The sequence below is a fragment of the Aestuariimicrobium kwangyangense DSM 21549 genome, from assembly GCF_000421525.1.
In the GTDB taxonomy this organism is placed as follows: domain Bacteria; phylum Actinomycetota; class Actinomycetes; order Propionibacteriales; family Propionibacteriaceae; genus Aestuariimicrobium; species Aestuariimicrobium kwangyangense.
The window spans coordinates 126502-147123 of the sequence record NZ_ATXE01000003.1 but is presented as its reverse complement, the minus strand read 5'-3'; the positions used below and the strand labels follow the sequence as shown (position 1 = coordinate 147123).

Here is a 20622-nt window from a genome sequence, read left to right as displayed (position 1 = left end):
AGCGACGATCCCTCCATCCCAGGAGCTCTCCGCGTGGCACCGATCCAGACCCGCTCCCGCAAAGCAACACAGCTCGGCGCGCCACCCGCGAGCTGGTCCTCAGCGGGTGGTGAGTCCCGGCTGGAGCACCCAGGCGAGATCCACCAGTCGCCAGGGCAGATCGTCCGGCGGGGTGACCGCCCTGACCACCAGCGCGTCGGCGATCTGGGTGAAGCCGTCGTCGGGGGCGAAGTGGCTGACGGGGCCGAACAGTGAGGTGGCCTCCGGCACGTCACCCAGGGCGATGATCTCGAGGTCGTCGGGCACCCGGACGCCGACCCGCAGCGCGGCCGCCTGCAACGCGATGGCCAGGTACCCGGTCTGGGTCACCACGGCCGTCGGACGACCCGGTCTGTGCAACCACTCGGTCGCGGCCGATTGGGCCGCTCCCAGCGTGGGTGCCACCCGGACGACGGCGCCACGCGGGTCGTCCCCCGCCTCGGTGACAGCCTGCAGGAACAGGTCACGGCGGCTGGGTGACCGTACGGGAGTCGCTGCCTGCACGGCGCCCAGGTAGTGCACCCGCTCATGTCGGGACCTCAGCAGGGCGTGCGCCTCCCCCACTGCCGTCGTCGCCGCGGACCGGATCACATCGAAGCCGGCGGGTTCGAGTTCGGCCGAGTGGACGACCAACCGGTTGCCCTGCCGCGCCAGTTCGCGCACCTGGTCGTGCCCGTGCTCGTGGTACTCGGCGCCCGTGACCAGGGCGCAGTCGAACTGGTGCCCCTGCAGCAGGGTGGGCCACGAGTCGTCGGCCAGCACCAGTGTGCTCAGCCCACGACCGCTGGCGTGCAGGCTGACCACGTGCGCCAGTTCGTTGGCCCAGGGGTCCCGCGGGTCGCCGAGGGCCAGCGCCACCGAGTCAGTGCGTCCCCGGCGCATGGCCCTGGCGTGGGCGTTGGCGGCGTACCCCAGGTCGCGGGCGGCCTGCATCACCCGGGCGGCAGTCTGGTCGGAGGCCGGGCGCTGGCCGTCCTTGCGACCGGCCAACACGAACGATGCCGTGGTGGTCGACACCCCCGCAGCCCTGGCGACCTGCGAGAGGGTGACCCGCCCGGTGCGGGCCACCTCCCCCTGCTCCCCCCCGACGGTCACGGCTCAGACCTGACCGCCGTCGAAGTAGGCCCGCAGGTGCTCGGCCACCGGGGGCACGGGCAGCATGGCCCCGCCCGTCCGGATGGACTCGGCGCCGACGCAGCCCGTCGCCACGGCCTCGCGGGCGGCGATGGCCGACACGTCGGTCGCGCCGCCCTCACGGGCGAACCTCAGGAACTCGGCCACCAGGTTGGGGTCCGCACCGGCGTGGGTGCCGTCTCCCCGCGAGATCACCTCGACCGCGTCGGGCTGCCCGGCCCCGCCGCGGCGTGAGTTCCAGATGTGGATCTGGCCGCCTCCGTCGTCCGACATGTTCTCGATGCGGCCGGCGTCGCCGATGACGGTGTAGTTGCGCCAGTAGTCGGGCGTGAAGTGGCACTGCTCATAGCTGGCCAGCACGCCGCTCTCGAGCACCATGTGCAGCATCGAGATGTCCTCGACGTCGACCACCGGGTTGAGGTCGGTCTGGGTGGTGGGCGGGAAGACATCGGCGTCATACCAGTCCCACATGCGCCGGTCGGTGTTGTCGCGACGCGAGGCGATGTCGCCGTAGACCATCAGGTCACCGATGCCCGAGACCCGTCGGGTGTAGCTGCCGGCCAGGTGGTGCATCACGTCGATGTCGTGTGCGCCCTTCTGCAGCAGCAGACTCGTGACGTTGGCGCGATCGGCGTGCCAGTCCTTGAAGTAGAAGTCGCCGCCTGCGCCCACGAAGTGCCGGGTCCAGATCGCCTTGACGTTCCCGACCGCACCCTCGTCGATCAGCCGCTTGAGCTGGCGCACCACCGGCATGTGGCGCATGTTGTGCCCGATGTAGAGCCGGGTGCGCTTCTCATGAGCCAACTCGAGCATCGAGTCGCACTGCTCGATGGTGATGCCCATCGGCTTCTCACAGAAGGTCGGCCACCCCTTCTCGAGGGTGCGCATCGCGACCTCGAAGTGCACGTTGTCGGGGGTGAACACCATGGCGGCGTCGACATCGTCCCGCTCCATCAGCTCGTCGACCGACCGAAGGTAGGTGACCTGGTCGTCGTAGAACTTCCGCGCATCGTCCAGACCACGATCGGTGGGTTCGACGATGACGGTGACCCGGGATCCCTCTCCCGGCTTGTGGGCGAGCTTGGCAAGGCTGGCGCGCATGCCGTGGCCAATGACAGCAATCCGCAGGTCGTTCACAACAGGTCCTTTCACAGACTGGGGTGTGCGACCAGCCCGATGCTGGTGACCCCCGTGGGTTCGAAGTCGAGCAGGGTGATGGTGGTGCTGCCGTCTGCCAGCAGCGGGGCTGGCACGTACAGGGTCGTCTGCGGACCGCGCTGGTCGAATCGTCCCAGACAGAAGTCGCCGACCCACACGACACCCCGGCCCAGACCGCTGGTGTCGAGGTAGGTGTCGGCGGGTTCGTCCACATCGATGGTGACCGTGGCAACGGACGGCCCGTTCGGTGGGCCGACCAGTGCGTCGGACGAGGCGACCGCCCGCAGGTCGTCTGCCATCTGCTCCAACGGCCAGGCGGTGACCTGCCAGCCGTTGAGGAAGCGCGGGGACAACCACACCCCGCGCAGGATTCCCTTGCGGTCGGGCAGGTGCGGGCCGAAGTTCACCCGGCCCTGCGACTCGACCAGGATCTCGAGGTCGACCTCGCGCCGTCCCTCACCCGAGGCGGAGGAGGTCGGCAGCGTCAGTTCGGGGGCTTCGTCGTTGCGGTCGCAGACGCCGACGTACTGGCCGTCGCAGAAGACCCACGCACGATCATGCAGTCCGAGCAGTTTGACGGTCGCGGGCCAGTCGGAGAGCTGGGTGCGCCGTTTCAGCAAAAGTGCCCCTCGCTCGAGGCCGAGGTCCTCGAAGGTGGGTGGGTGGGGGTGTCCCCCGGAGTCGAGCCGCTGCCACAGGTCTGTGCCGACCAGACCTCGCCACTCCAGGTCGAGCCTGGCTTCTGGCAGCACCTTCTGTTCGGGGACGAGGGCCAGCGCCTCGTTGGCTGCGGCCAGGTCGAGGTGGCGCCCGATCACCTCACGGAAGGCGTGGAACTTCGGGGTCAGCCGACCGTCCTCACCGATGGCGGCGTCGTAGTCGTAGCTGGTCACCGTCGGCTGCAGCCCGGCCTCGAGGTACTCGGCGTGGTGGTTCGCCCCAGCCCACAGCCCGAAATTGGTGCCACCGTGTGCCATGTAGAAGTTGACCGACATGCCATGCGCCAGCATGGTCTCGAGTTCGGCAGCGGCGCTGTCGGCCGGGCGCGTGTGGTGCTCCTCGCCCCAGTGGTCGAACCAGCCGTTCCAGAACTCCATGCACATCAGCGGCTGGTCGGGCAGTTCGGTGCGGCACATCTCGATCACCTCGTCGGCGCGCGACCCGAAGTTGACCGTCGCCAACGCACCGTCGACCGTGCCCCCCGACAGCCATGCCTGACCGGGCCCGTCCGAGGTGACCAGCAGTTCGTCGATGCCGCGGGCGAGGAGTCCGTCGCGCAGGTGCTCGAGGTGCGCCCGGTCGTCACCGAAGGAGCCGTACTCGTTCTCGACCTGCACCATCACGACGTTCCCGCCCCGGCTGGCCTGGTGGCGGGCGATCCGCGGGATCAGCTCGTCGAACCAGCGGTCGACGTGGGCCAGGTAGCCGGGATCGTTCACGCGGAGTCGAAGGTTGCGGTCGCGCAGCAGCCAGCCGGGGAAGCCGCCGCCCTCCCACTCGGCGCAGATGTAGGGGCCCGGCCGCACGATGGCATCGAGTCCGATCTCGGCAGCCGTCTGCAGGAACAGCTCGAGGTCACGCCATCCGCTGAAGTCGACCTGGTCAGCGGTCGGTGCGTGGAAGTTCCAGGCGACATAGGTCTCGACGGTGTTGCACCCCATCGCCTTCACCCGGAGCAGCCGGTCGCGCCACAGTTCGGGGAGCACCCTGAAGTAGTGCACGGCTCCCGAGACGATCAGGTGGGGTTGTCCGTCGCGCAGGAATCCCTGCGGGGTGGACTGAAGTCTCACGGTTGGGGTCCTCCGAACTGGCTGGTGGATTCTGACTCGGCGACCACCGTCTGGGTCTCGGCGCCGTCGGCCCGATCCCCGAGGGTGTCGGGTGTGCTGGATTCAAAAGGTAGGGCCTGGTCGAGTTGGGCCTCGACGTGTTCGACGGGAATGCCGAACTGGATGCTCGGTTGCAGCAACTGCTCGGCGCCCCCGACGGTGTGGAGGTGGCATCGTGCCCAGTGGCCGGGCGTCACCTCGGTGCGTTCCGGCTTGTCGGTGGTGCAGATCTGCATCGCGAACGGGCAGCGCGGGTTGAACCGGCAGCCGGCCGGTGGCTCGATCAGCGAGGGAGGCTCACCCAGGTCGCCCACCTCGTCGAACAGGGAGCCCTGGTCTGAGTCGATGCCCCGGTCGGGATTGGGTGAGGAATCTAGTAGTAGCCGGGTGTAGGGGTGCTGCGGGGTGTGGATCACCGACTCCGAGGGGCCTCCCTCGACCATCTCGCCTGCGTACATGACGTTGATCCGGTCGGCGATGTAGCGCGCCGACGCGATGTCGTGGGTGATGTAGAGCAGGGCGACGCCCTCCTCGTCCCGCAGGTGGGTGAGCAGGTTGAGCACGTCGAGACGAATCGAGACGTCGAGCATCGAGATCGGTTCGTCACCGAGCATCACGCTGGGTTCGACGGCCAGCGCACGGGCGATCACGATCCGCTGCCGCTGCCCACCCGAGAGTTCGTGGGGGAACTTGTCGATGTACTGCGAGGCCGGGGTGAGGGCCACCTTGTCGAGCAGGGCGAGCACCTTCTCCTCGACGGCCTCCCGGCCCAGCCGGGGACTGTGGATGCGCACCGCCCGGCTGAGGATGTGCCGGATCGACTTGAGCGAGTTGAGCGAGGCGAACGGGTCCTGGAAGAGCAACTGCACCTGGGCGTAGTAGTCCTTGGCAGCCCCGCCCGAGACCTTGGTCACGGGCTTGCCGTGCAGCAGGATCTCGCCCTCGGTGACCGGGTAGTAGAGGCTGAGCATCCGCGCCACGGTGGTCTTGCCCGAGCCCGACTCCCCCACCATGGCGACGATCTCCCCACGGTGGAGCTGCAGGTCGACCCCCTCGACTGCACGGACGACCCGCACGCCCTCCTTGGAGCGCACCTCGAAGTGCTTGGTGACATTGCGTGCCTCCAGCACCACCGGCTGGTCGGTCGTGGTCTGGCTCATCGCAACACTCCTTCCATCTCGAGGGCTTCGGCATCGACCCGGTCGGCCACGGGTGCGTCGGCGTATTCCGGCTGGTTGCGCAGGCAGGCGGCATCGACCGGTCCCACCTCGATCAGGGCCGGACGAACCGACGCGCACGCTGTCATCGCCACCGGGCATCGCGGCGCGAACGAGCAGCCATCGGGCAGGTTCATCAGGTCGGGTGCGGTGCCGGGGATTCCCGACATCTTCACCAGGGGGGCGTACAGCGGGGGGAACGAGTCGCGCAACGCTTGGGTGTAGGGGTGCTTCGGGTCGCGGTAGAGCTGGGCGGCGGGGCCGATCTCGACGATCTTGCCCGCATACATGATGGCCAGCCGGTCGGACAGTTCCAGCAGCAGCGACAGGTCATGGGTGACGAAGATGATCGCGAAACCCAGCTTGCGCTGCAGCCGCAGCACCTGACCCATGATGGTGCGCTGCATCACCACGTCGACGGCCGTGGTGGGTTCGTCCATGATCACCAGTTCGGGATCGCAGGCGAGGGCGAGTGAGATCAGCGCCCGCTGGCGCATGCCGCCCGACATCTCGTGGGGGTAGGAGTTGACGCGGTCGCGCGGGATGCCCGACATCGCGAGCAGGTCCTGGGCGCGCTCGATCGCCTCCCGGTTGCTCATCTTGGGCTGATGCAACTGGAGGACGTCACGGAACTGGTCGCCGAGCCGTTTGACGGGGTTGAGGGCGTCCATGGCGGACTGCATCACGATGGCCAACTTGTCCCAGCGGATCGACCGCAGTTGGGCGTCCGTGCGCGGCACCAGGTCGGTCACCGTCCCGTCCTGGTCGTGGTACAGCACCTGACCTGCGGCGGTGACCGCGGGGGGACGCTGCAGGCGCAGGATCGCGGTCGTCAACGTCGACTTGCCCGACCCCGACTCGCCCGCGACCCCGAGGATCTCGCCGCGCCGCAGGGTGAAGGTGGCGCCGTCAACAGCGCGGACGGCCCCCTTGAGGGTGAGGTAGTCAACGCTCAGGTCGTTGACCTCGAGCAACACCTCTCCCAGTTCTCGTCGACTCACCTGCTCGCCTCTCTGTTCGTCGGTTCGGGGTTCTCGGGGTGGGGGTTCTTGGGGTGGGGTTCGTGGGTTCGTGGGGTGGGGGACGAACTCGTCCCCCACCCGCGTGTGGGTGACCGCGAGGGTCAGCGCACCGGCACGAGCTTCTGGAGCATCATCCAGGTGTCGGCGGTGCCGTACGGCAGCGGCACCGGCGAACCGGCCTCGAGCTTGTCGGGCAGACCGGTCCAGTTCTTGCCACTCATCTCGATGAAGTTGGCGCCGGGGTTGACCGGGCCGATGTAGGCCTTGTCGACCACCAGTTGCTGGATCTGGTAGCCCAACTCCTTGAGCTTGGCCTCGTCGGTCTCGGCCTGCGCCTTGGCGAGCAGGGCGTCCAGCTCGGGGTCCTTGACGCGACCGGGGTTGGCGCTGGCCTCCTCGCCCACAGGCATGGCCTGCTTGGAGTCGAGGTCGGAGTACACGAAGCCCATGTGGGTGCCGCTGGCGACCCAGGTCATGCCCATGTCGAACTCGCCCTTGTTGTACTGCTCCCAGATCTGCGCGTCGGGAACCTTGAGCACCTTGATGTCGATGCCGAGCACCGTCTTGAGCTGGTCCTTCACGCCGTCGGCCCAGGTCGACCAGTTGGTGTAGTCGGCCACTGTCTTGTAGCTGATCGGGTACGACTTGCCGTCCTTGGTGAGGTTGCCCCCCTGGACGGTCCAGCCGGCGTCGGCCAGGGTCTTCTTGGCAGCCTCGGTGTCGGCTCGGTGCGGCTCGGTGAGGCTGGGCTTGACCCAGTCGCCCCAGATCTGCGGGTCGAGGCCGGTGGGGCTGATCGAGGGCAGACCGATGTCGTAGAGCGCATGGATCTTGTCGGTGTCGATGGCCTGGTACACCGCCTTGCGCACTGCCACGTCGTTGAACGGGGCCTTGCCGCAGTTGAAGAAGAAGCCCTCGGCCGAGTTGGCGTACAGCGTCCAGTACTTGTTGCCCTCGGTCTGCTTGACGAAGGTGTCCTCGGAGTTCTGGATCGACAGGGTGGCCAGGTCCATCTTGCCCTGCAGCAGCAGGTTCTTGCCGACGTCAGCCGAGCCGAAGGTGACCCAGTTGACCTTCTTGACGTGCGGGATGGGACCGTTGAAGTGGTCATCGCGCACCGCGAAGGTCACCTGCTGGGGCGTGAACCGCTCGAGGGTCAGCGGGGTCGACGTCACCGGGGCGTCCGCGTTGGTCCAGGTGGCCAGGTTCTGCTTCTCGTAGACGTGCTTGGGCTTGGGGCGCAGGTTGCCGACGGCACGGTCGCCCTCGGCATTGGCCTTGTCCTCGGGCCACGTGAAGGTGACCGTCAGGTCGTCCACCTTGGTGGCGGTGAAGTCGAAGGTCTCGGCGTTGGCCTTCTGCTTCTCGGCCTGCTTGGGCATCTCGACCACGGTGTAGACGACGTCGTCGGCGGTGATCGGCTTGCCGTCCGACCACTTCGCGTCGTCGCGCAGGGTGATGGTCATGGTGCGGGCCGCCCGGTCGAAGGTGAACTCCTTGGCCAGCCAGGGTGACAGCTTGTTGGCATTGAGCCGGTCGTTCCACAGCAGCGTCTCGTAGAGGTAGCCGGTGCCGACGACCCCTTCTGCCGGTGATGACGGCGAGAAGTTGTTGACGAACGACGGACGAGGCCCGAACGAGTTCACGTTGAGGGTGTCGACGGTGAACTGCTTGCCACCGGGCGTGCTGCCCGAGGTGGCGCCGGTGGAGGTGCTGGTGGACTTGTCGAAACTGCACGAGGCGAGCACTCCGCTCCCTGCAACAGCTGCTGCTGCCAGGAACAGAGACCGGCGTGCGAGACGCGGATCGGCCATAGGGGGATTCCTTCCGGGGATGGGGGTCAGGCGGAGGCCCGGGCGGCGCGCCGTTGGGCCTTGATGAAGCGGTTGACCGCACCGGCGTTGCCGGTGCGCAGCTTCGGGTTGGTGACCTCGTCGAGGCCGAAGTTGACCAGGGCGGCGGCGGTGCCGATGAACGCGATGGCCAAACCTGGGGTGAGGAACCACCACCACCAGCCGAGGGTCAGGGCCCCCTGGTTCTGGGCGTTGGTGATCATGGTTCCCCAGCTGATGACGCCTCCGGTGGAGACGCCGAGGAAGTTCAGTCCGGCCTCGGCGAGGATGCCGGCCATGATGGCGCGCAGGAACGTGGCCGAGACGATGCCCAGCAGGTGCGGGAAGACCTCCGAGAAGATCATCCGCATCCGTGACTCGCCGAGCAGTTTGGTTGCCATCGCCCAGTCGCGGCTGCGCAGGGTGAGCGTCTGCGCGCGCAGGTAGCGAGCCATGCCCGGCCACTCGAAGATGCCGATCAGGAACGCCATCAACGCCCAGCCCATGGCATTGCTGCCCGGGCCTCCGGCAGCGGAGATGTAGCCGGCCGCGATCAGGGTCAGGGCGAACGAGGGCATCGTCATGAACACGTTGGTGATGCCGTTCATCACCGTGTCGTAGGTGCCGCCGAAGAAGCCGGACGAGACCCCGATGAATGCACCCAGCGCGATCGCCAACAGGGCCGACAGGGTGCCGACCGCCATCGAACCGCGGGCGCCCGAGATCAGCTGGGCCAGGACGTCCTGGCCCGAGATGGTGGTGCCCAGCAGGTGGCCACCGTGACCCGGGCCGGTGTGGAGGGCGTCGTAGTCGACGTCCAGCGGACCCCACCCGACCAGCTTGATCAACAGGTCGCCGAAGACTGCGACGAACACGAACGCACCGAAGATGCCCAGGCCCCACTGCACCCGGCGGTTCTTGAGGAAACCCTCGAACATGTCAGCCCCTCAGTTGGTGTCGGCGACCCGGGGGTCGAGCAGGACGTAGATGGAATCGGCCACGAAGTTGGCGACGATGGCGCAGGCGGTGAGCATCAGCAGCACCGTCTGCATGGTCGGGAAGTCGTGTTGGGTGATGGCGTTCTGCAGCAGGAAGCCCATGCCCGGGTAGGTGAACACGGCCTCGATCAGCACGGTGCCGCCGATCACCCCGCCGATGGCCATGGCGAGCCCCGTGACGTTGGGCAGCAGGGCGTTGCGTGCCGCGTAGCGCATCAGGATGGTCGACTCCTTGAGGCCCTTGGCCCGGGCCAGCAGCACGTAGTCCTCGGTGACGGTGGCCACCATGACGTTGCGCATCGAGAAGAGCCAGCCGTTGAACCCGATGAAGATGAGCGCGAACATCGGCAGCGCGCCGTAGAAGATGACCGACAGGACGAACCAGAAGTTGCCCAGCGAGAACGGCACGTTCGGGTCGTAGCCGCCCGAGACGGGCAGCCACTGCAGCTTGATGGCGAAGATCCACAGCAACACCAGCCCCAGCCAGAAGCCGGGGAAGGCGTGGAAGAAGGTGGTGACCGGGGCGAAGATCGAGTCGAAGGTGTTGCCCGGCTTCCATCCCATCAGGGCACCGAGCGCCGTGCCGATCAGCCAGGCGATCAGGGTGGTGCTTCCGACCAGGAACACCGTCCACGGCAAGGCCTGCAGGATGAGCTCCGAGACCGGGGTCGGGTAGCTGGTGGTCGAGACACCGAAGTCGAAGTGGATGACCCCCGACCAGTAGTCGAAGTACTGGCCGATGATGTTCTTCTGCGGGTCGCCGTAGATGCGGCGGACGGCCTCGATCTCTGAGTGCAGGGGGGCTCGTCCGGTGTTGAACTGGATGCGACGGAGCACGGCCTCGGCGGGGTCCCCGGGCATGAAGCGCGGAATGATGAAGTTGAGCGTCACCGCAGCCCAGGCAACCACCAGGTAAGCACTGACGCGCCGCAAGAAGAATCGGGCACGGCCTGCCCCCAGCCCGCCCGGCAGGCGCAGTCGCCCGGTGTGGCGAGGGCTGAGCGGGGCCTCGGTCGGGATTGCGCGCGGGCCGGACCCCAAGGGGGTCGTGGGTTCGACGACCATCTGCGCCATTCGTCACCGCCATGTGAGTCAGAGGTCAGCCGCCCGACGCGGGTCGGCTGGGGAACTGACGGCAAGTAAATCGATTCACAGGTCGTTGACAGGAGGAACGTCCCAACCCGTGGGCGGAGTGCTCACCTCCGGTGAGCGGTTCAGGGCGATCGCGTTGTCGACGGGACCGCTCCTGACGGTTTCCCGTGCGACTCTCCCGGAAATTGGTGCCAGCCATTCAGTGAGGTCAGTGGGCGGCCGAGGGCACCCAACTCGCGCACGACGAGATCGGACGCCCCGGGACGAGTTCTGGGGCGCCGTCATCGGTGAGACGGACGAACCCCTCCTCGCGCCCGGACAGGTCGGCCACCAGCCGGGCCCGCCAGGCGTCGACCTCGGCGAGCCGGCCCGGGTGGTCGACCAGGTCGTGGCACTCTCCCGGGTCGTCGACCAGGTCGAAGAACTGCTCGCGCCCTGAGCCCGAGAACCAGCAGAACTTGCTGCTGCCGTCGGTCACCCAGTGCATCTGCTCGACCAGACCGAAGTGGTTGATCACGTGCTCACCGTGCAGGTGGTCGCGCCAGTCCTGCGGCTCGGCCCCGGCCAGCAGGGGCACCAGGGATCGCCCGTCCATCTCGTCGGGGATGTCGACACCGGCCAGGTCGAGAAGGGTCGGGGCGAGGTCGCGCAACTCGACCACCTCGTCTCGCCACCGCCCTGCTGCGGCCCCGTGACCACCGGGCACCTGCACGACGAACGGCACGCGAGCGCTGCCCTCGTAGCCGACCGCCTTCTGGTAGAGGTGGTGGTCGCCCATCATGTCCCCGTGGTCGGAGACGAAGCAGATCACGGTGTTGTGCGCCAGACCGCGCGCCGTCAAGGTCTCGTGCAGGCGGTTGAGTTGCAGGTCGATGTGGGTGATGTTGCCCCAGTAACCGCGGAGCACCTGTTCGCGCACGGCCCGGGAGCGACGTCCGAACTGGGCCCGGATGCGGTGGTCACGGCGACCCGGCAGCTCGTCCTCCCAGTCCCCCACGGATGGTTCGGCGACGTCGGCGTCGCGGTAGAGGTCCCACGCCCACTGGGGCGGGTCGAATGGCCCGTGCGGCCGGTGGAACGACAGGTAGAGGAAGAAGGGCGAGGTGGGATCGCGCCGCTTCAGGAAGTCGACCGCCTCGGTCATCGCCCAGGTCGAGGGGTGCACGCGTTCGTCCTTGTCGAAGGGACGGCCGACGACGTCATTGCAGCCCACCCCGTGGTCGTCGATGTCGGCTGCGGCCAGGCCGGGCTGGCGTCGCAGCCAGGTCAGGTAGTCGTCATTGTCCTCATGGCGGGGGTGTCGTCCGCGCGCGAAGTGCAGGAACCCGTCGTGCAGCAGCACGTTGTCGAAACCGCACCGCGCCCGCTCGGGCCACACGTGCATCTTGCCGATCGCCTGGGTCTGGTAGCCGGCCTCGCGCAAGGTGCCCTGCAGGGTCACGGGGTGGGCCTCCTGGAACCGAACTCCCTCGCGATAGCCGTAACGGCCGTGCCGCTCCTGCGACTGCCCCGTGAACAGCGCCACCCGCGCCGGCACACAGGTCGGGGTCGCCGAGTAGGCCGACGAGAAGGCTGTCCCGGTGGCCACCAATTCGTCGAGGTTCGGGGTCTGCACCACGGGGTGCCCCGCCGACGACATGGTGTCGCCACGCATCTGGTCGACGCAGATCAGGATGATGTTGGGTCGCTGATCGGCGCTGACGGGTTCAGGACTGGTGGGGCGGGGGTCGGCAGGCTCAGCGCGCAAGGAACGTCAGGCTCTCTGGTCGAAGGGGCGGTACATCCAGCTCGGCACCTCGTCGCCGAGCAGCAACTGTCGCCAGACCTGCACCACCACGAAGGGAGCCAGCCCCAGCATGCCCGCGGGCACGGTCCACGGGTGCACCTCGCGCACCTCGGTGAGCGGGGTGAACACCACGTGACCAGCCCGGTTGCGTCCGTCCACCGCGCACACGTCGCGCAGGTCGTCGCCGATGCTCACCCGGGCCCACAGGTGACCCGCGTGCCACCACGGGTTGCCTCCGAACCTGACCCTGGCCGCGTGCACCAGTTCGACGTCGAACCCCAGTCCGTCGAGCACCTCGGCCAACACCTGGTTCACCTGCACCGACGAGCCTCGCCCGCCCGCCAGCGCCTGCGCCGGGGTCTCCCACAGGTGCCAGGCGGAGTAGTGGTCGAATGAGGCATGCACGACCGCTGTGGCGTGGTCGACCAGGTGCCAACCCTGCAGGGAGGACGCCGACACCTGTCGGACCAGGTCGTCGACGGTCAGGTCGCCACCCCTGGGCCTCGGGGCGAGCGCCACCACGGGGGTGACGGCGCCGATGCCGAGCACGGTGGCGAGTCGGACGAGGCTGGACATCTTCATCACTGCTGGGCTCCCCCGTGCTGGTCGGTGTTGGCCGGATCGGTGTTGGCCGGGTCGGTCATGGTCGGGTCGGTCACGGTCGACTCGGTCATGGTCGGGTGGGTACCGGACGTCGGGTCGGCTCCGGACGCCCGCCCGCGGGTGGCGGCGGCTCGTGCCGGCCCCCCGCTCCTCAGCCAGTCGGCCCGGGCGACGGGGTCGGCCAGCCGGCGGTGCAGGTCGAGCATCAGGTCGACCGAGGCCTGCCAGGTGTACTGCTCGGCCCTGGTCCGCGCGGTGCGCCGCAGGTCGTCCGAGAGTCGCGGGACGAGCCGCTCGACCGCGTCGGCGATCCCGCGGGCGTCGGGGCGTCCGGACTCCCCGGAGGTGGCGTCGACCAGTTCGCTGGCCCCACCGCGGGTGGCGGTGACGACCGGGGTGCCACAGGCCATCGCCTCGAGCACCGCGAGACCGAAGGTCTCGGCCGGGCAGACCGACAACGAGATGTCGCTGGCCGCGAACTTGCGGGCCACCTCGTCGCGGCCCTGGACGAACCCGTGGAAGACGACGGGCGCATCGCCGGCCAGCTCACGCAGTTCCTCGGTGTCGGGGCCGACCCCGTACATGTCGAGACGTACCGGTCGTCCTCGCCGGTGCAACTCGACGGCTGCTTGGACGGCCAGATGGGGGCTCTTCTCACGGCTCATCCGGCCCACGTAGCAGAGCTTGAGCACCCCGTCATCGGCCGGCCGCCCGACCGAGGGGTGGAAGGTCTCGAGGTCGACCCCGAGGGGCACGTGCCACAACCGGGCCCCTGTGTTCTCGAACTCCTCGGCGGCGTACTGGCTGGTGGTGACGACCGCGTCGAACCTCTTCGACAGCTGCCGGTTGAGTCCACCGACAGCCGACTCGACGCCGAACTGGCGCCGGAGCCACATGCCCAGCATGTCGTCCAAGCGTTCGTGGCTGAACAGGATCGAGCCGATGTCACGTCGCCGGGCCCAACGAGCCGCCGGCGAGAGGGTCCACTTGTCACTGACCTCGATGGTGGTCGGCCTGAACCGGTCCAGCACGTCGAGCGCTCGCCACGGGCGGGCGATCATCCGGTAGTCCTTCGAGATGCGGGGGGCCCTCACGCGCACGACGAGGCCGAACTCGTCCTCCTGCTCGGAGTCGACCTGCCCGGGTATCACCAGGATGCGCTCGTGCCCCGCGGCGACGTAACCCTTGCCCAACTGGTCGATGGCCACCTTCATGCCACCCGAGACGGGCCCCACGAAGTTGGCGAGCTGGGCGATCCTCAACTGGTCGGTGGGCACCCCAGCAGCTTAGCCATCCGCTCCCCGGCGCCGGGGCTCTGGAGCCGGGGCTGGGGCGCCGGGGCTGTGGGCCGGGGCTGGGGCACCCTGCCCGTGCCAGACTTGGCCCATGTTCGGAGCACCCCTCTCGTGGCGGCTGGCCCGCGAGGAACTCCGGCTGCAACCGATGCGCTTCGTGGCGACCCTGCTCGCCTCGACCATCGCCATCGCGTTCCTGGTCGCCACGCAGGTGTACCTCGCCACCGAGACCAGCGCCGTCAAACAGCGCAGCGCCGTCTGGGCGAGCCGTGCCGACGTCGTGGTCGAGACCCATGTCTGGAACAGTTGGCGCTCGCTCACCGACCGGGACGCGGGACTGGCCATCGCCGAGAAGGCGCTGGCGGCTGATCCGTCGGTCACCGCCGTCGAACGGTTCAGCCAACTCCGCTCACTGCTCACCCACGAGGGCTTCGGGGCCGATGTGATGCTCACCTCGACAGTGGGCACTCCAGCACTGCAGTGGTACAGGCCCGTGCAGGGCCGCTCCCCCGCCACAGGCAACGAGATCATGCTCACTCGTGAGGTGGCCCGCGACCTCCGGGTCGGCATCGGCGACCGCGTGCGGCTCAGCCGCCTGGCGGGGGGCGAACTGACGGTGGTGGGGCTGACCGATGACGGGGGCTACACCCGCGCCCCGGCCTATGTCACGCTGGCCTTCTTCCAGCGCCCCGACGTGGTGCTGCTGCCCCCTCCGCCAGGGACGATCGCGCGACCGGACGAGGCCGCCGAGCAGACACCCGGGTCGTCCGGCTCGGCCGTCGGGGTCGACCTGTTGGTGGCCTCCGCGAACCCGTCACAGACCGTTCAGCGGGTACAGCACGCTCTCACCGACCAGGTGATCCTGGGCTCGATCGCGAAGCCCTGGCTCGCATCCGAGGTGGTCGACAGGGCTGCGGCTGCCAGCCGGGGTGGAACGGTCTGGCTCCCGTGGGTACTGGTCGGTAGCGCGGCACTGGCTCTGTTCGTGGGTGCGCTGACCATCACCGCGACCCAGCGGATGCTGCTGACCGCCCGGCGCCGCAATCTGGCCCTGTTGCGCGCCGTGGGTGCCCATCGGGGGCAGGCCGCGCGGTGGATGTTGGCCGAGTCCACCCTGTTGTGGCTGGTCAGCGCCGTCCTCGCCATCCCTGTGGGCATCGGCGGGGCGTGGTTGGCCGCCGCCACCCATCCGGGCACGCTGGCCTTCGGTCTGGTGATCGGGTGGCCCCGGGTCGTGCTCGCCGTGCTCGCCACCGGCCTGGTGACCGTGGCAGCCAGCGCAGCGCCTGCCTGGCAGGCCTCGCGAGTGCCGCCGCTGGAGGCACTCAGCACGGTCGCACTCCCGCCGGGCGAGGGCAGACGACGCTTCAGCGACCTGGCCGTCACCGTCGCGGCACTTGTCGCCCTGACCGTCGGCGTCGCCAGCGGTGCTCGCTGGTGGCCGACGCTGGTCGCGGGGGCCGTGCTGGCCGTCAGCCTGCTGCTGCTGATGCGTCCCACCGCCCGGGCAGCCGCCACGTGGATGGGGCGGGTCGCGCGCCGTCCGGTCACCGTGGTGGCATCGGGAAACCTCGCGCGCAACCCCGCCCGCACCGGCTCGGCGGTGGTCGCCATGGTCGTGCCGCTGCTGGTCTTCGCCGGGTTGTTGGCGGGAGCCAACGTCGGACGATCGGGCGCCCACGCCCGGCTTGACCAGTTGTACCCGGTCGACCTGAGCCTCGCCTCGGCCAAGCTGGACCCCGAGTCGACCGACCCCGTCAACGGGCAGGTGAACACGGGGTCGAAGGACTCCGACGGTTACTACGTCGGCTTCGACGCGGGCGCGCTCGCCACCGTACGGGCCACGGCGGGGGTGAGGGACGCCGCCATGTTCCGCACCACACAACCCGTGACCATCCTCGCCGGCCCCGGCGTGTTCAGCACGCTGCCGATTGCCCAGATCACTGCGGAGGCCCACCGTCTCGCACGGGGTGACGGTGCCATCCCCGAGGGCTGGATCGGTCTGCCCACGGACCAGCTGCGCAGCCTTCACGTGCAGCCGGGTGCACGGGTCGACCTCATCCCGGTGCTGGGCAACAAGCTGCGGCTGCGGGTCGCCGAACTCAATCTCGGCCCGCAGGTCGCCGTGGTGGGTCCGACGACCTTCGCGAAGCTCGGGATGGCCTCCAAGGACGGGCTGATGCTCGTCTCGCTCGAGCCACAGGCCACCACCAGCACCACCGTGGTCGAGTCGCTGATGGCCCGGCTGCTGCCCGACAACCCGGCGCTGGCCGCCTCCGGGAACGTGCAACAGAAGGCCCTCGTGAACGCACGGATCAGCTCGGTCGTGACCCTGGTGAGCACCCTGCTGGCCATCGTCGCGGTCGTGGGCCTGGTCTCGGTGGCGAACACCCTCGGCCTGTCGGTGCTCGAGCGCACGCGGGAGTCGGCACTGCTACGCGCGCTGGGTGCGAGCCGGGACGACCTCAGACGGATGGTGCTGGTCGAGTCATTGCTGCTGGCGGCGGTGGCCGTCGTCTCGTCGGTCGTGGTCGGCACCGGGCTCGGCTGGCTCGGCGCGCAAGCCGTGGTGCAGCGGTTGGGCATGCCACCCGGTTCGTGGGGCACCTCGCCCACCCTGCTCGCCGTCGGGGCAGTCGGCACCGTCGTGACGGCCGCCCTCGCCTCCGTGGTGCCCGGAGCCATCGCCGCTCGGGCGACCCCGGTGCACGCCTTGGCCGACGTCGGCTGAGTCAGCCGGCGGCTCGCCTGCGGACGAAGACCACCCCCAGCACGACAGCGATCGCCAGTGCGACCAGCCACAGCGCGCCCACCATGGCCACCAGCCCGGGCCAGCGCGCGGCACTCCACACCGAGCCCGAGAAGGCGCCGGCGACCGACGAACCGACGTAGTAGCTGGTCAGGTAGAAACTCGCCGCCTGCCCGATCGGTGCACCGATGCGCGCGGCGCGCGAGGTGACCCATGCGCTCGCCACCCCGTGAGCGGCGAAGAACCCGGCTGTGAACAACACCAGCCCGACGATGATCACCCACAGCCGGTCGGGCATCGTCACCGCCAGACCCAGGCATCCCAGCAGCACGCCGACCGACACCACCGTCGGCGGTCCGATCCGATCTGCGAGCCGACCGGCGGTGGAACTGGCCACCGAGCCCATCACGTAACTGGTGAAGACGAGCGAGGCGACACCGACCGACAGGTTGAACGGGGACTGCACCAACCGGAACCCGAGCACGTTGTAGACGCTGACGAAACCCCCCATCAGGCAGCCGACCACGACGTAGAGTCCCCACAGCACGGGATCGCTGGCCGCCTTGCGGGCGCGGACGAGCACGGCCCGAGCACTGGCCTCGGCGGCCACGAACCGGGTTGATCGCGGCAGCAGCACGACCGTGGCGACGGCACACGCGACGCCGACCACGCCGATCGCGACCAGCCCGGATCGCCACCCCCACAGGTCGGCCACCAGACCGGTCACCAGGCGACCGCTCATGCCGCCCAGCGCGTTGCCCCCGATGTAGAGACCGGTCGCCCGCGAGACGTGGTGGGGGTGCACCTCTTCCCGCAGGTACGCCGTGGCGACCGCAGGGAGCCCGGCCAGGGTGAAGCCCTGCACCGCGCGCAGCACCAACAGCAGGTTCCAGTCGCCCACCAGACCCACGGCCAGGCCGAGCGCGCCCGAGACGACGAGCGAGACCAGCATGGGGCGGGTGCGTCCGACCACGTCGGAGAGCGGACCCGCCACGAGCAGCCCCACTCCCAGCCCCAGGGTCGCGGCGGAGATCACCAGCGCCGCCTGACCGGGTGTCACGGCGAACGCGGTGGTCAGTTCGGGGAGCACGGCCTGAGGTGCGTACAGCAGGGCGAAGGTGGCCACCCCGGCCAGGAAGAGTGCGATCCGCAGTCGGGTGAATCCCGGGTCACCGGGTCGATGGCCACCCCTCCCGTCGCGGGCGGTGGACCTCCGGTCCTCCGGTGAGCTGCTCATGGTGCACCCCTCTCGGGTGGCTCGGGCACGGTCAGGGAACGCGAAACGCCCGTCCCCCAGGGAACGGGCGCTTCGGTGTGCCTCAGGCGGCCGATCGGTCGGCGGGTGCCGACCCATCAGACGCGAGCGTCAGGCTTGGTCCTTGGCATCGCTGTCGGCGGCGGGAGCCTCGTCAGCAGCAACCTCGTCGGCAGCGGTCTCGTCGGCCGAGTCCTCCACGACGACCTCGTCGGCGGCGGTCTCGTCGACCACGACCTCCTCGGCAGGCGCGTCGGTGGTGGCCGACGCCTTGATCTGGTCCTTGGTCTCGTCGGCCGAAGCGGCAGGCGCCGACTTCTTGGCGACGGCCTCGGTCACGATCTCGAGGATCGCCATGGGGGCGTTGTCACCCTTGCGGGGCCCGATCTTGGTGATGCGGGTGTAGCCACCGTCGCGACCGTCCATCTTCGGGGCGATCTCGTGGAACAGGATGTCGACGACCGACTTGTCGGTGACGACGGTCAGCACCTGGCGGCGGTTGTGCAGGTCACCGCGCTTGGCCTTGCTGATCAGGCGCTCGGCCAACGGACGAACGCGCTTGGCCTTCGTCTCGGTGGTGGTGATGCGGCCGTGCTCGAACAGCTGGCTGGCGAGGTTCGCCAGGATGATCCGCTCGTGGGCCGGGGTGCCACCGATGCGGGGACCCTTCGTGGGCTTGGGCATTGTTCAAATCTCCAGTGGTGTTGCCTCGAGGCCGTTCAAGGACCACGAGGAGGGGGTGCGGATCAGTACTGCTCGGTCTCGGCGTAATCGGTGTCGTCGGTGTAGCCGTCCTCGTCGTAGGCCGTGACGGCAGCCATCGGGTCGAAGCCCGGGGCGGAGTCCTTCAGGGCCAGACCGAGCTCGGCCAGCTTCTGCTTGACCTCGTCGATCGACTTCGAGCCGAAGTTGCGGATGTCGAGCAGGTCCTGCTCGGAACGGCTCAGCAGCTCACCGACGGTGTGGATGCCGTCACGCTTGAGGCAGTTGTACGAACGCTGCGACAGGTTCAGGTCCTCCACCGGGAGGGCGAGGTCCTGGGCCAACTGCTCGTCGACCGGCGACGGGCCGATCTCGATGCCCTCGGCGTCGACGTTGAGCTCGCGGGCCAGGCCGAACAGCTCGACCAGGGTGCGCCCGGCCGAGGCGACGGCGTCGCGGGGAGCCATGGACTGCTTGGTCTCGACGTCGACGATCAGCTTGTCGAAGTCGGTGCGCTGCTCGACGCGGGTGGCCTCGACCTTGTAGGTGACCTTCAGCACCGGCGAGTAGATCGAGTCAACGGGAATCCGACCGATCTCGGCGTCGGGGTTCTTGTTGAGCACGCTCGACACGTAGCCGCGGCCGCGCTCGACCTCGAGCTCCATCTCGATCTTGCCGTTCTCGTTCAGGGTCGCGATGTGCAGGTCGGGGTTGTGCACCTCGACACCGGCGGGGGTCTGGATGTCAGCAGCGGTGACTGCTCCAGCGCCGGACTTGTTGAGGTACATGCTGACCGGCTCGTCCTCCTCGGACGACAGCACCAGGCCCTTGAGGTTGAGGATGATCTCGGTGACGTCCTCGACGACACCCTCGAGGGTGGAGAACTCGTGCTGGTTGCCCTCGACCTTGATGCTGGTGACGGCGGCGCCCGGGATGGACGACAGCAGGGTGCGGCGCAGCGAGTTGCCGAGCGTGTAGCCGAAGCCGGGCTCCAGCGGCTCGATGATGAAGCGTGAACGGTGTTCGTCCACGACCTCTTCCGACAGGGTCGGACGCTGAGCGATGAGCATGTGTGTTCCTTTCCGCATCGACCACCATTTGACGATGCGAGCAAAGATCCGCCCGAGGGCGGTTTCTGATCCGCGACTGCGTGTGCAGGGCGGGGGTGCCTGGTCGCGCCGGGGTGAACCGGCGACGAGTCGGCTGGGGCGTGACCCCCGGGCACACCGGACGAGACGACAGAGCGAATCCGGCGGCTCGTCGGGTGTGACCCCGGGGCCACGCCGTCAGGTCACTTCGAGTAGAGCTCGACGATCATCTGCTCCTGCACGTCGACCGTGATCTGGTCGCGAGTGGGCAGCTGGTGCACGAGGATGCGCATCCGGTTGGGGCGCACGGTCAGCCAGGCCGGCACCTCGCGCTCGCCGTGGGTCTCACGGGCGATCACGAGGGGGGTCAGGTTGAGCGACTTCTCGCGCACGTCGATGATGTCGTGCGGGGTCACGCGGTACGAGGGGACGTTCACCTTGTGGCCGTTCACGGTGAAGTGGCCGTGCACGACCAGCTGGCGGGCCTGACGACGGGTCGAGGCGAATCCAGCGCGGTAGATGACGTTGTCGAGACGCGACTCGAGGATCTGCAGCAGCAGCTCACCGGTCTTGCCCGAGGTGTTGGCGGCCTCGGAGTAGTAACGACGGAACTGCTTCTCGAGAACGCCGTAGGCGAAACGCGCCTTCTGCTTCTCGCGCAGCTGCTGCGAGTACTCCGAGTCCTTGGTGCGGCCGCGGCCGTGCACGCCGGGGGCGTAGGGGCGACGCTCGAAAGCCTTGTCATTGCCCACCAGGTCGGTGCCGTAACGACGAGACTTCTTGGTGATGGGGCCGGTGTAACGGGCCATGGTTCAAATCCTTT

General features: G+C 68.7%; 14 protein-coding genes and 2 pseudogenes. 1 reads left to right on the top strand and 15 read right to left on the bottom strand.

Annotation, left to right across the window (positions count from 1 at the left end; translation table 11 throughout):
• Positions 1 to 99: 99 nt before the first annotated feature.
• From H507_RS17395 to H507_RS16165, 11 genes and pseudogenes are all read right to left on the bottom strand, one after another.
• On the bottom strand, positions 100 to 1134 hold the full coding sequence (locus H507_RS17395; protein ID WP_022910698.1) for a LacI family DNA-binding transcriptional regulator: 1035 nt from the start codon (positions 1132 to 1134) through the stop codon (positions 100 to 102).
• Between the two features lie 3 nt (positions 1135 to 1137).
• Complete coding sequence (locus tag H507_RS0110635; protein WP_022910697.1) at positions 1138 to 2310, bottom strand: Gfo/Idh/MocA family protein; 1173 nt, start codon at positions 2308 to 2310, stop codon at positions 1138 to 1140.
• Between the two features lie 11 nt (positions 2311 to 2321).
• Entirely contained in the window at positions 2322 to 4121 is a 1800-nt protein-coding gene (locus H507_RS16185; protein WP_022910696.1) for a glycoside hydrolase family 35 protein, read from the bottom strand.
• A complete protein-coding gene (locus H507_RS16180; RefSeq protein ID WP_022910695.1) occupies positions 4118 to 5320 on the bottom strand; it encodes an ABC transporter ATP-binding protein in 1203 nt (400 codons plus the stop codon). The genes H507_RS16185 and H507_RS16180 overlap by 4 nt, the downstream gene beginning before the upstream one ends.
• Positions 5317 to 6378 carry an ABC transporter ATP-binding protein gene (locus tag H507_RS16175; RefSeq protein WP_022910694.1) on the bottom strand — a complete coding sequence of 354 codons (1062 nt, stop codon included), beginning with the start codon at positions 6376 to 6378 and terminating at the stop codon, positions 5317 to 5319. The genes H507_RS16180 and H507_RS16175 overlap by 4 nt, the downstream gene beginning before the upstream one ends.
• 122 nt (positions 6379 to 6500) lie before the next feature.
• Positions 6501 to 8213 carry an ABC transporter substrate-binding protein gene (locus tag H507_RS0110615; RefSeq protein WP_084707776.1) on the bottom strand — a complete coding sequence of 571 codons (1713 nt, stop codon included), beginning with the start codon at positions 8211 to 8213 and terminating at the stop codon, positions 6501 to 6503.
• Between the two features lie 107 nt (positions 8214 to 8320).
• Positions 8321 to 8935: pseudogene (locus tag H507_RS0110610) on the bottom strand (ABC transporter permease); the annotation flags it as partial.
• Between the two features lie 243 nt (positions 8936 to 9178).
• Positions 9179 to 10294: an ABC transporter permease gene (locus tag H507_RS0110605; protein ID WP_022910691.1), complete on the bottom strand. Its 1116-nt coding sequence runs from the start codon at positions 10292 to 10294 to the stop codon at positions 9179 to 9181.
• A gap of 235 nt (positions 10295 to 10529) precedes the next feature.
• Positions 10530 to 12068 (bottom strand): arylsulfatase, encoded by a 1539-nt coding sequence (locus H507_RS16170; RefSeq protein ID WP_022910690.1) that lies wholly within the window; start codon positions 12066 to 12068, stop codon positions 10530 to 10532.
• A 6-nt stretch (positions 12069 to 12074) separates the two neighbouring features.
• Positions 12075 to 12689 carry a hypothetical protein gene (locus H507_RS0110595; RefSeq protein WP_022910689.1) on the bottom strand — a complete coding sequence of 205 codons (615 nt, stop codon included), beginning with the start codon at positions 12687 to 12689 and terminating at the stop codon, positions 12075 to 12077.
• A gap of 176 nt (positions 12690 to 12865) precedes the next feature.
• Positions 12866 to 13924, bottom strand: a pseudogene (locus tag H507_RS16165) (glycosyltransferase); the annotation flags it as partial.
• 172 nt (positions 13925 to 14096) lie between these two features.
• Between H507_RS16165 and H507_RS0110585 the strand changes: the two are divergent.
• The gene (locus H507_RS0110585; protein WP_022910687.1) at positions 14097 to 16736 is read left to right on the top strand and encodes an FtsX-like permease family protein; all 2640 of its coding nucleotides are present in this window, start codon (positions 14097 to 14099) and stop codon (positions 16734 to 16736) included.
• 1 nt (position 16737) lies between these two features.
• Here H507_RS0110585 and H507_RS16160 read toward each other — a convergent pair whose 3' ends face one another.
• From H507_RS16160 to rpsD, 4 genes are all read right to left on the bottom strand, one after another.
• Positions 16738 to 17991: an MFS transporter gene (locus H507_RS16160; protein WP_022910686.1), complete on the bottom strand. Its 1254-nt coding sequence runs from the start codon at positions 17989 to 17991 to the stop codon at positions 16738 to 16740.
• A 129-nt stretch (positions 17992 to 18120) separates the two neighbouring features.
• Positions 18121 to 18693: a 50S ribosomal protein L17 gene (gene rplQ, locus H507_RS0110575; RefSeq protein WP_022910685.1), complete on the bottom strand. Its 573-nt coding sequence runs from the start codon at positions 18691 to 18693 to the stop codon at positions 18121 to 18123.
• Between the two features lie 62 nt (positions 18694 to 18755).
• Positions 18756 to 19781 carry a DNA-directed RNA polymerase subunit alpha gene (locus H507_RS0110570; RefSeq protein ID WP_022910684.1) on the bottom strand — a complete coding sequence of 342 codons (1026 nt, stop codon included), beginning with the start codon at positions 19779 to 19781 and terminating at the stop codon, positions 18756 to 18758.
• Positions 19782 to 20002: 221 nt separating this feature from the next.
• Entirely contained in the window at positions 20003 to 20608 is a 606-nt protein-coding gene (rpsD, locus tag H507_RS0110565) for a 30S ribosomal protein S4 (RefSeq protein ID WP_022910683.1), read from the bottom strand.
• Positions 20609 to 20622: the final 14 nt, after the last annotated feature.

Excerpts from the sequence above, each read along its gene's own strand:
- H507_RS0110585 (WP_022910687.1), top strand. The coding sequence starts at position 14,097 with ATGTTCGGAGCACCCCTCTCGTGGCGGCTGGCCCGCGAGGAACTCCGG.
- rpsD (WP_022910683.1), bottom strand. The coding sequence starts at position 20,608 with ATGGCCCGTTACACCGGCCCCATCACCAAGAAGTCTCGTCGTTACGGC.
- H507_RS0110615 (WP_084707776.1), bottom strand. The coding sequence starts at position 8,213 with ATGGCCGATCCGCGTCTCGCACGCCGGTCTCTGTTCCTGGCAGCAGCA.
- H507_RS16180 (WP_022910695.1), bottom strand. The coding sequence starts at position 5,320 with ATGAGCCAGACCACGACCGACCAGCCGGTGGTGCTGGAGGCACGCAAT.
- H507_RS16160 (WP_022910686.1), bottom strand. The coding sequence starts at position 17,991 with ATGAGCAGCTCACCGGAGGACCGGAGGTCCACCGCCCGCGACGGGAGG.
- H507_RS0110605 (WP_022910691.1), bottom strand. The coding sequence starts at position 10,294 with ATGGTCGTCGAACCCACGACCCCCTTGGGGTCCGGCCCGCGCGCAATC.
- rplQ (WP_022910685.1), bottom strand. The coding sequence starts at position 18,693 with ATGCCCAAGCCCACGAAGGGTCCCCGCATCGGTGGCACCCCGGCCCAC.
- H507_RS0110570 (WP_022910684.1), bottom strand. The coding sequence starts at position 19,781 with ATGCTCATCGCTCAGCGTCCGACCCTGTCGGAAGAGGTCGTGGACGAA.
- H507_RS0110595 (WP_022910689.1), bottom strand. The coding sequence starts at position 12,689 with ATGAAGATGTCCAGCCTCGTCCGACTCGCCACCGTGCTCGGCATCGGC.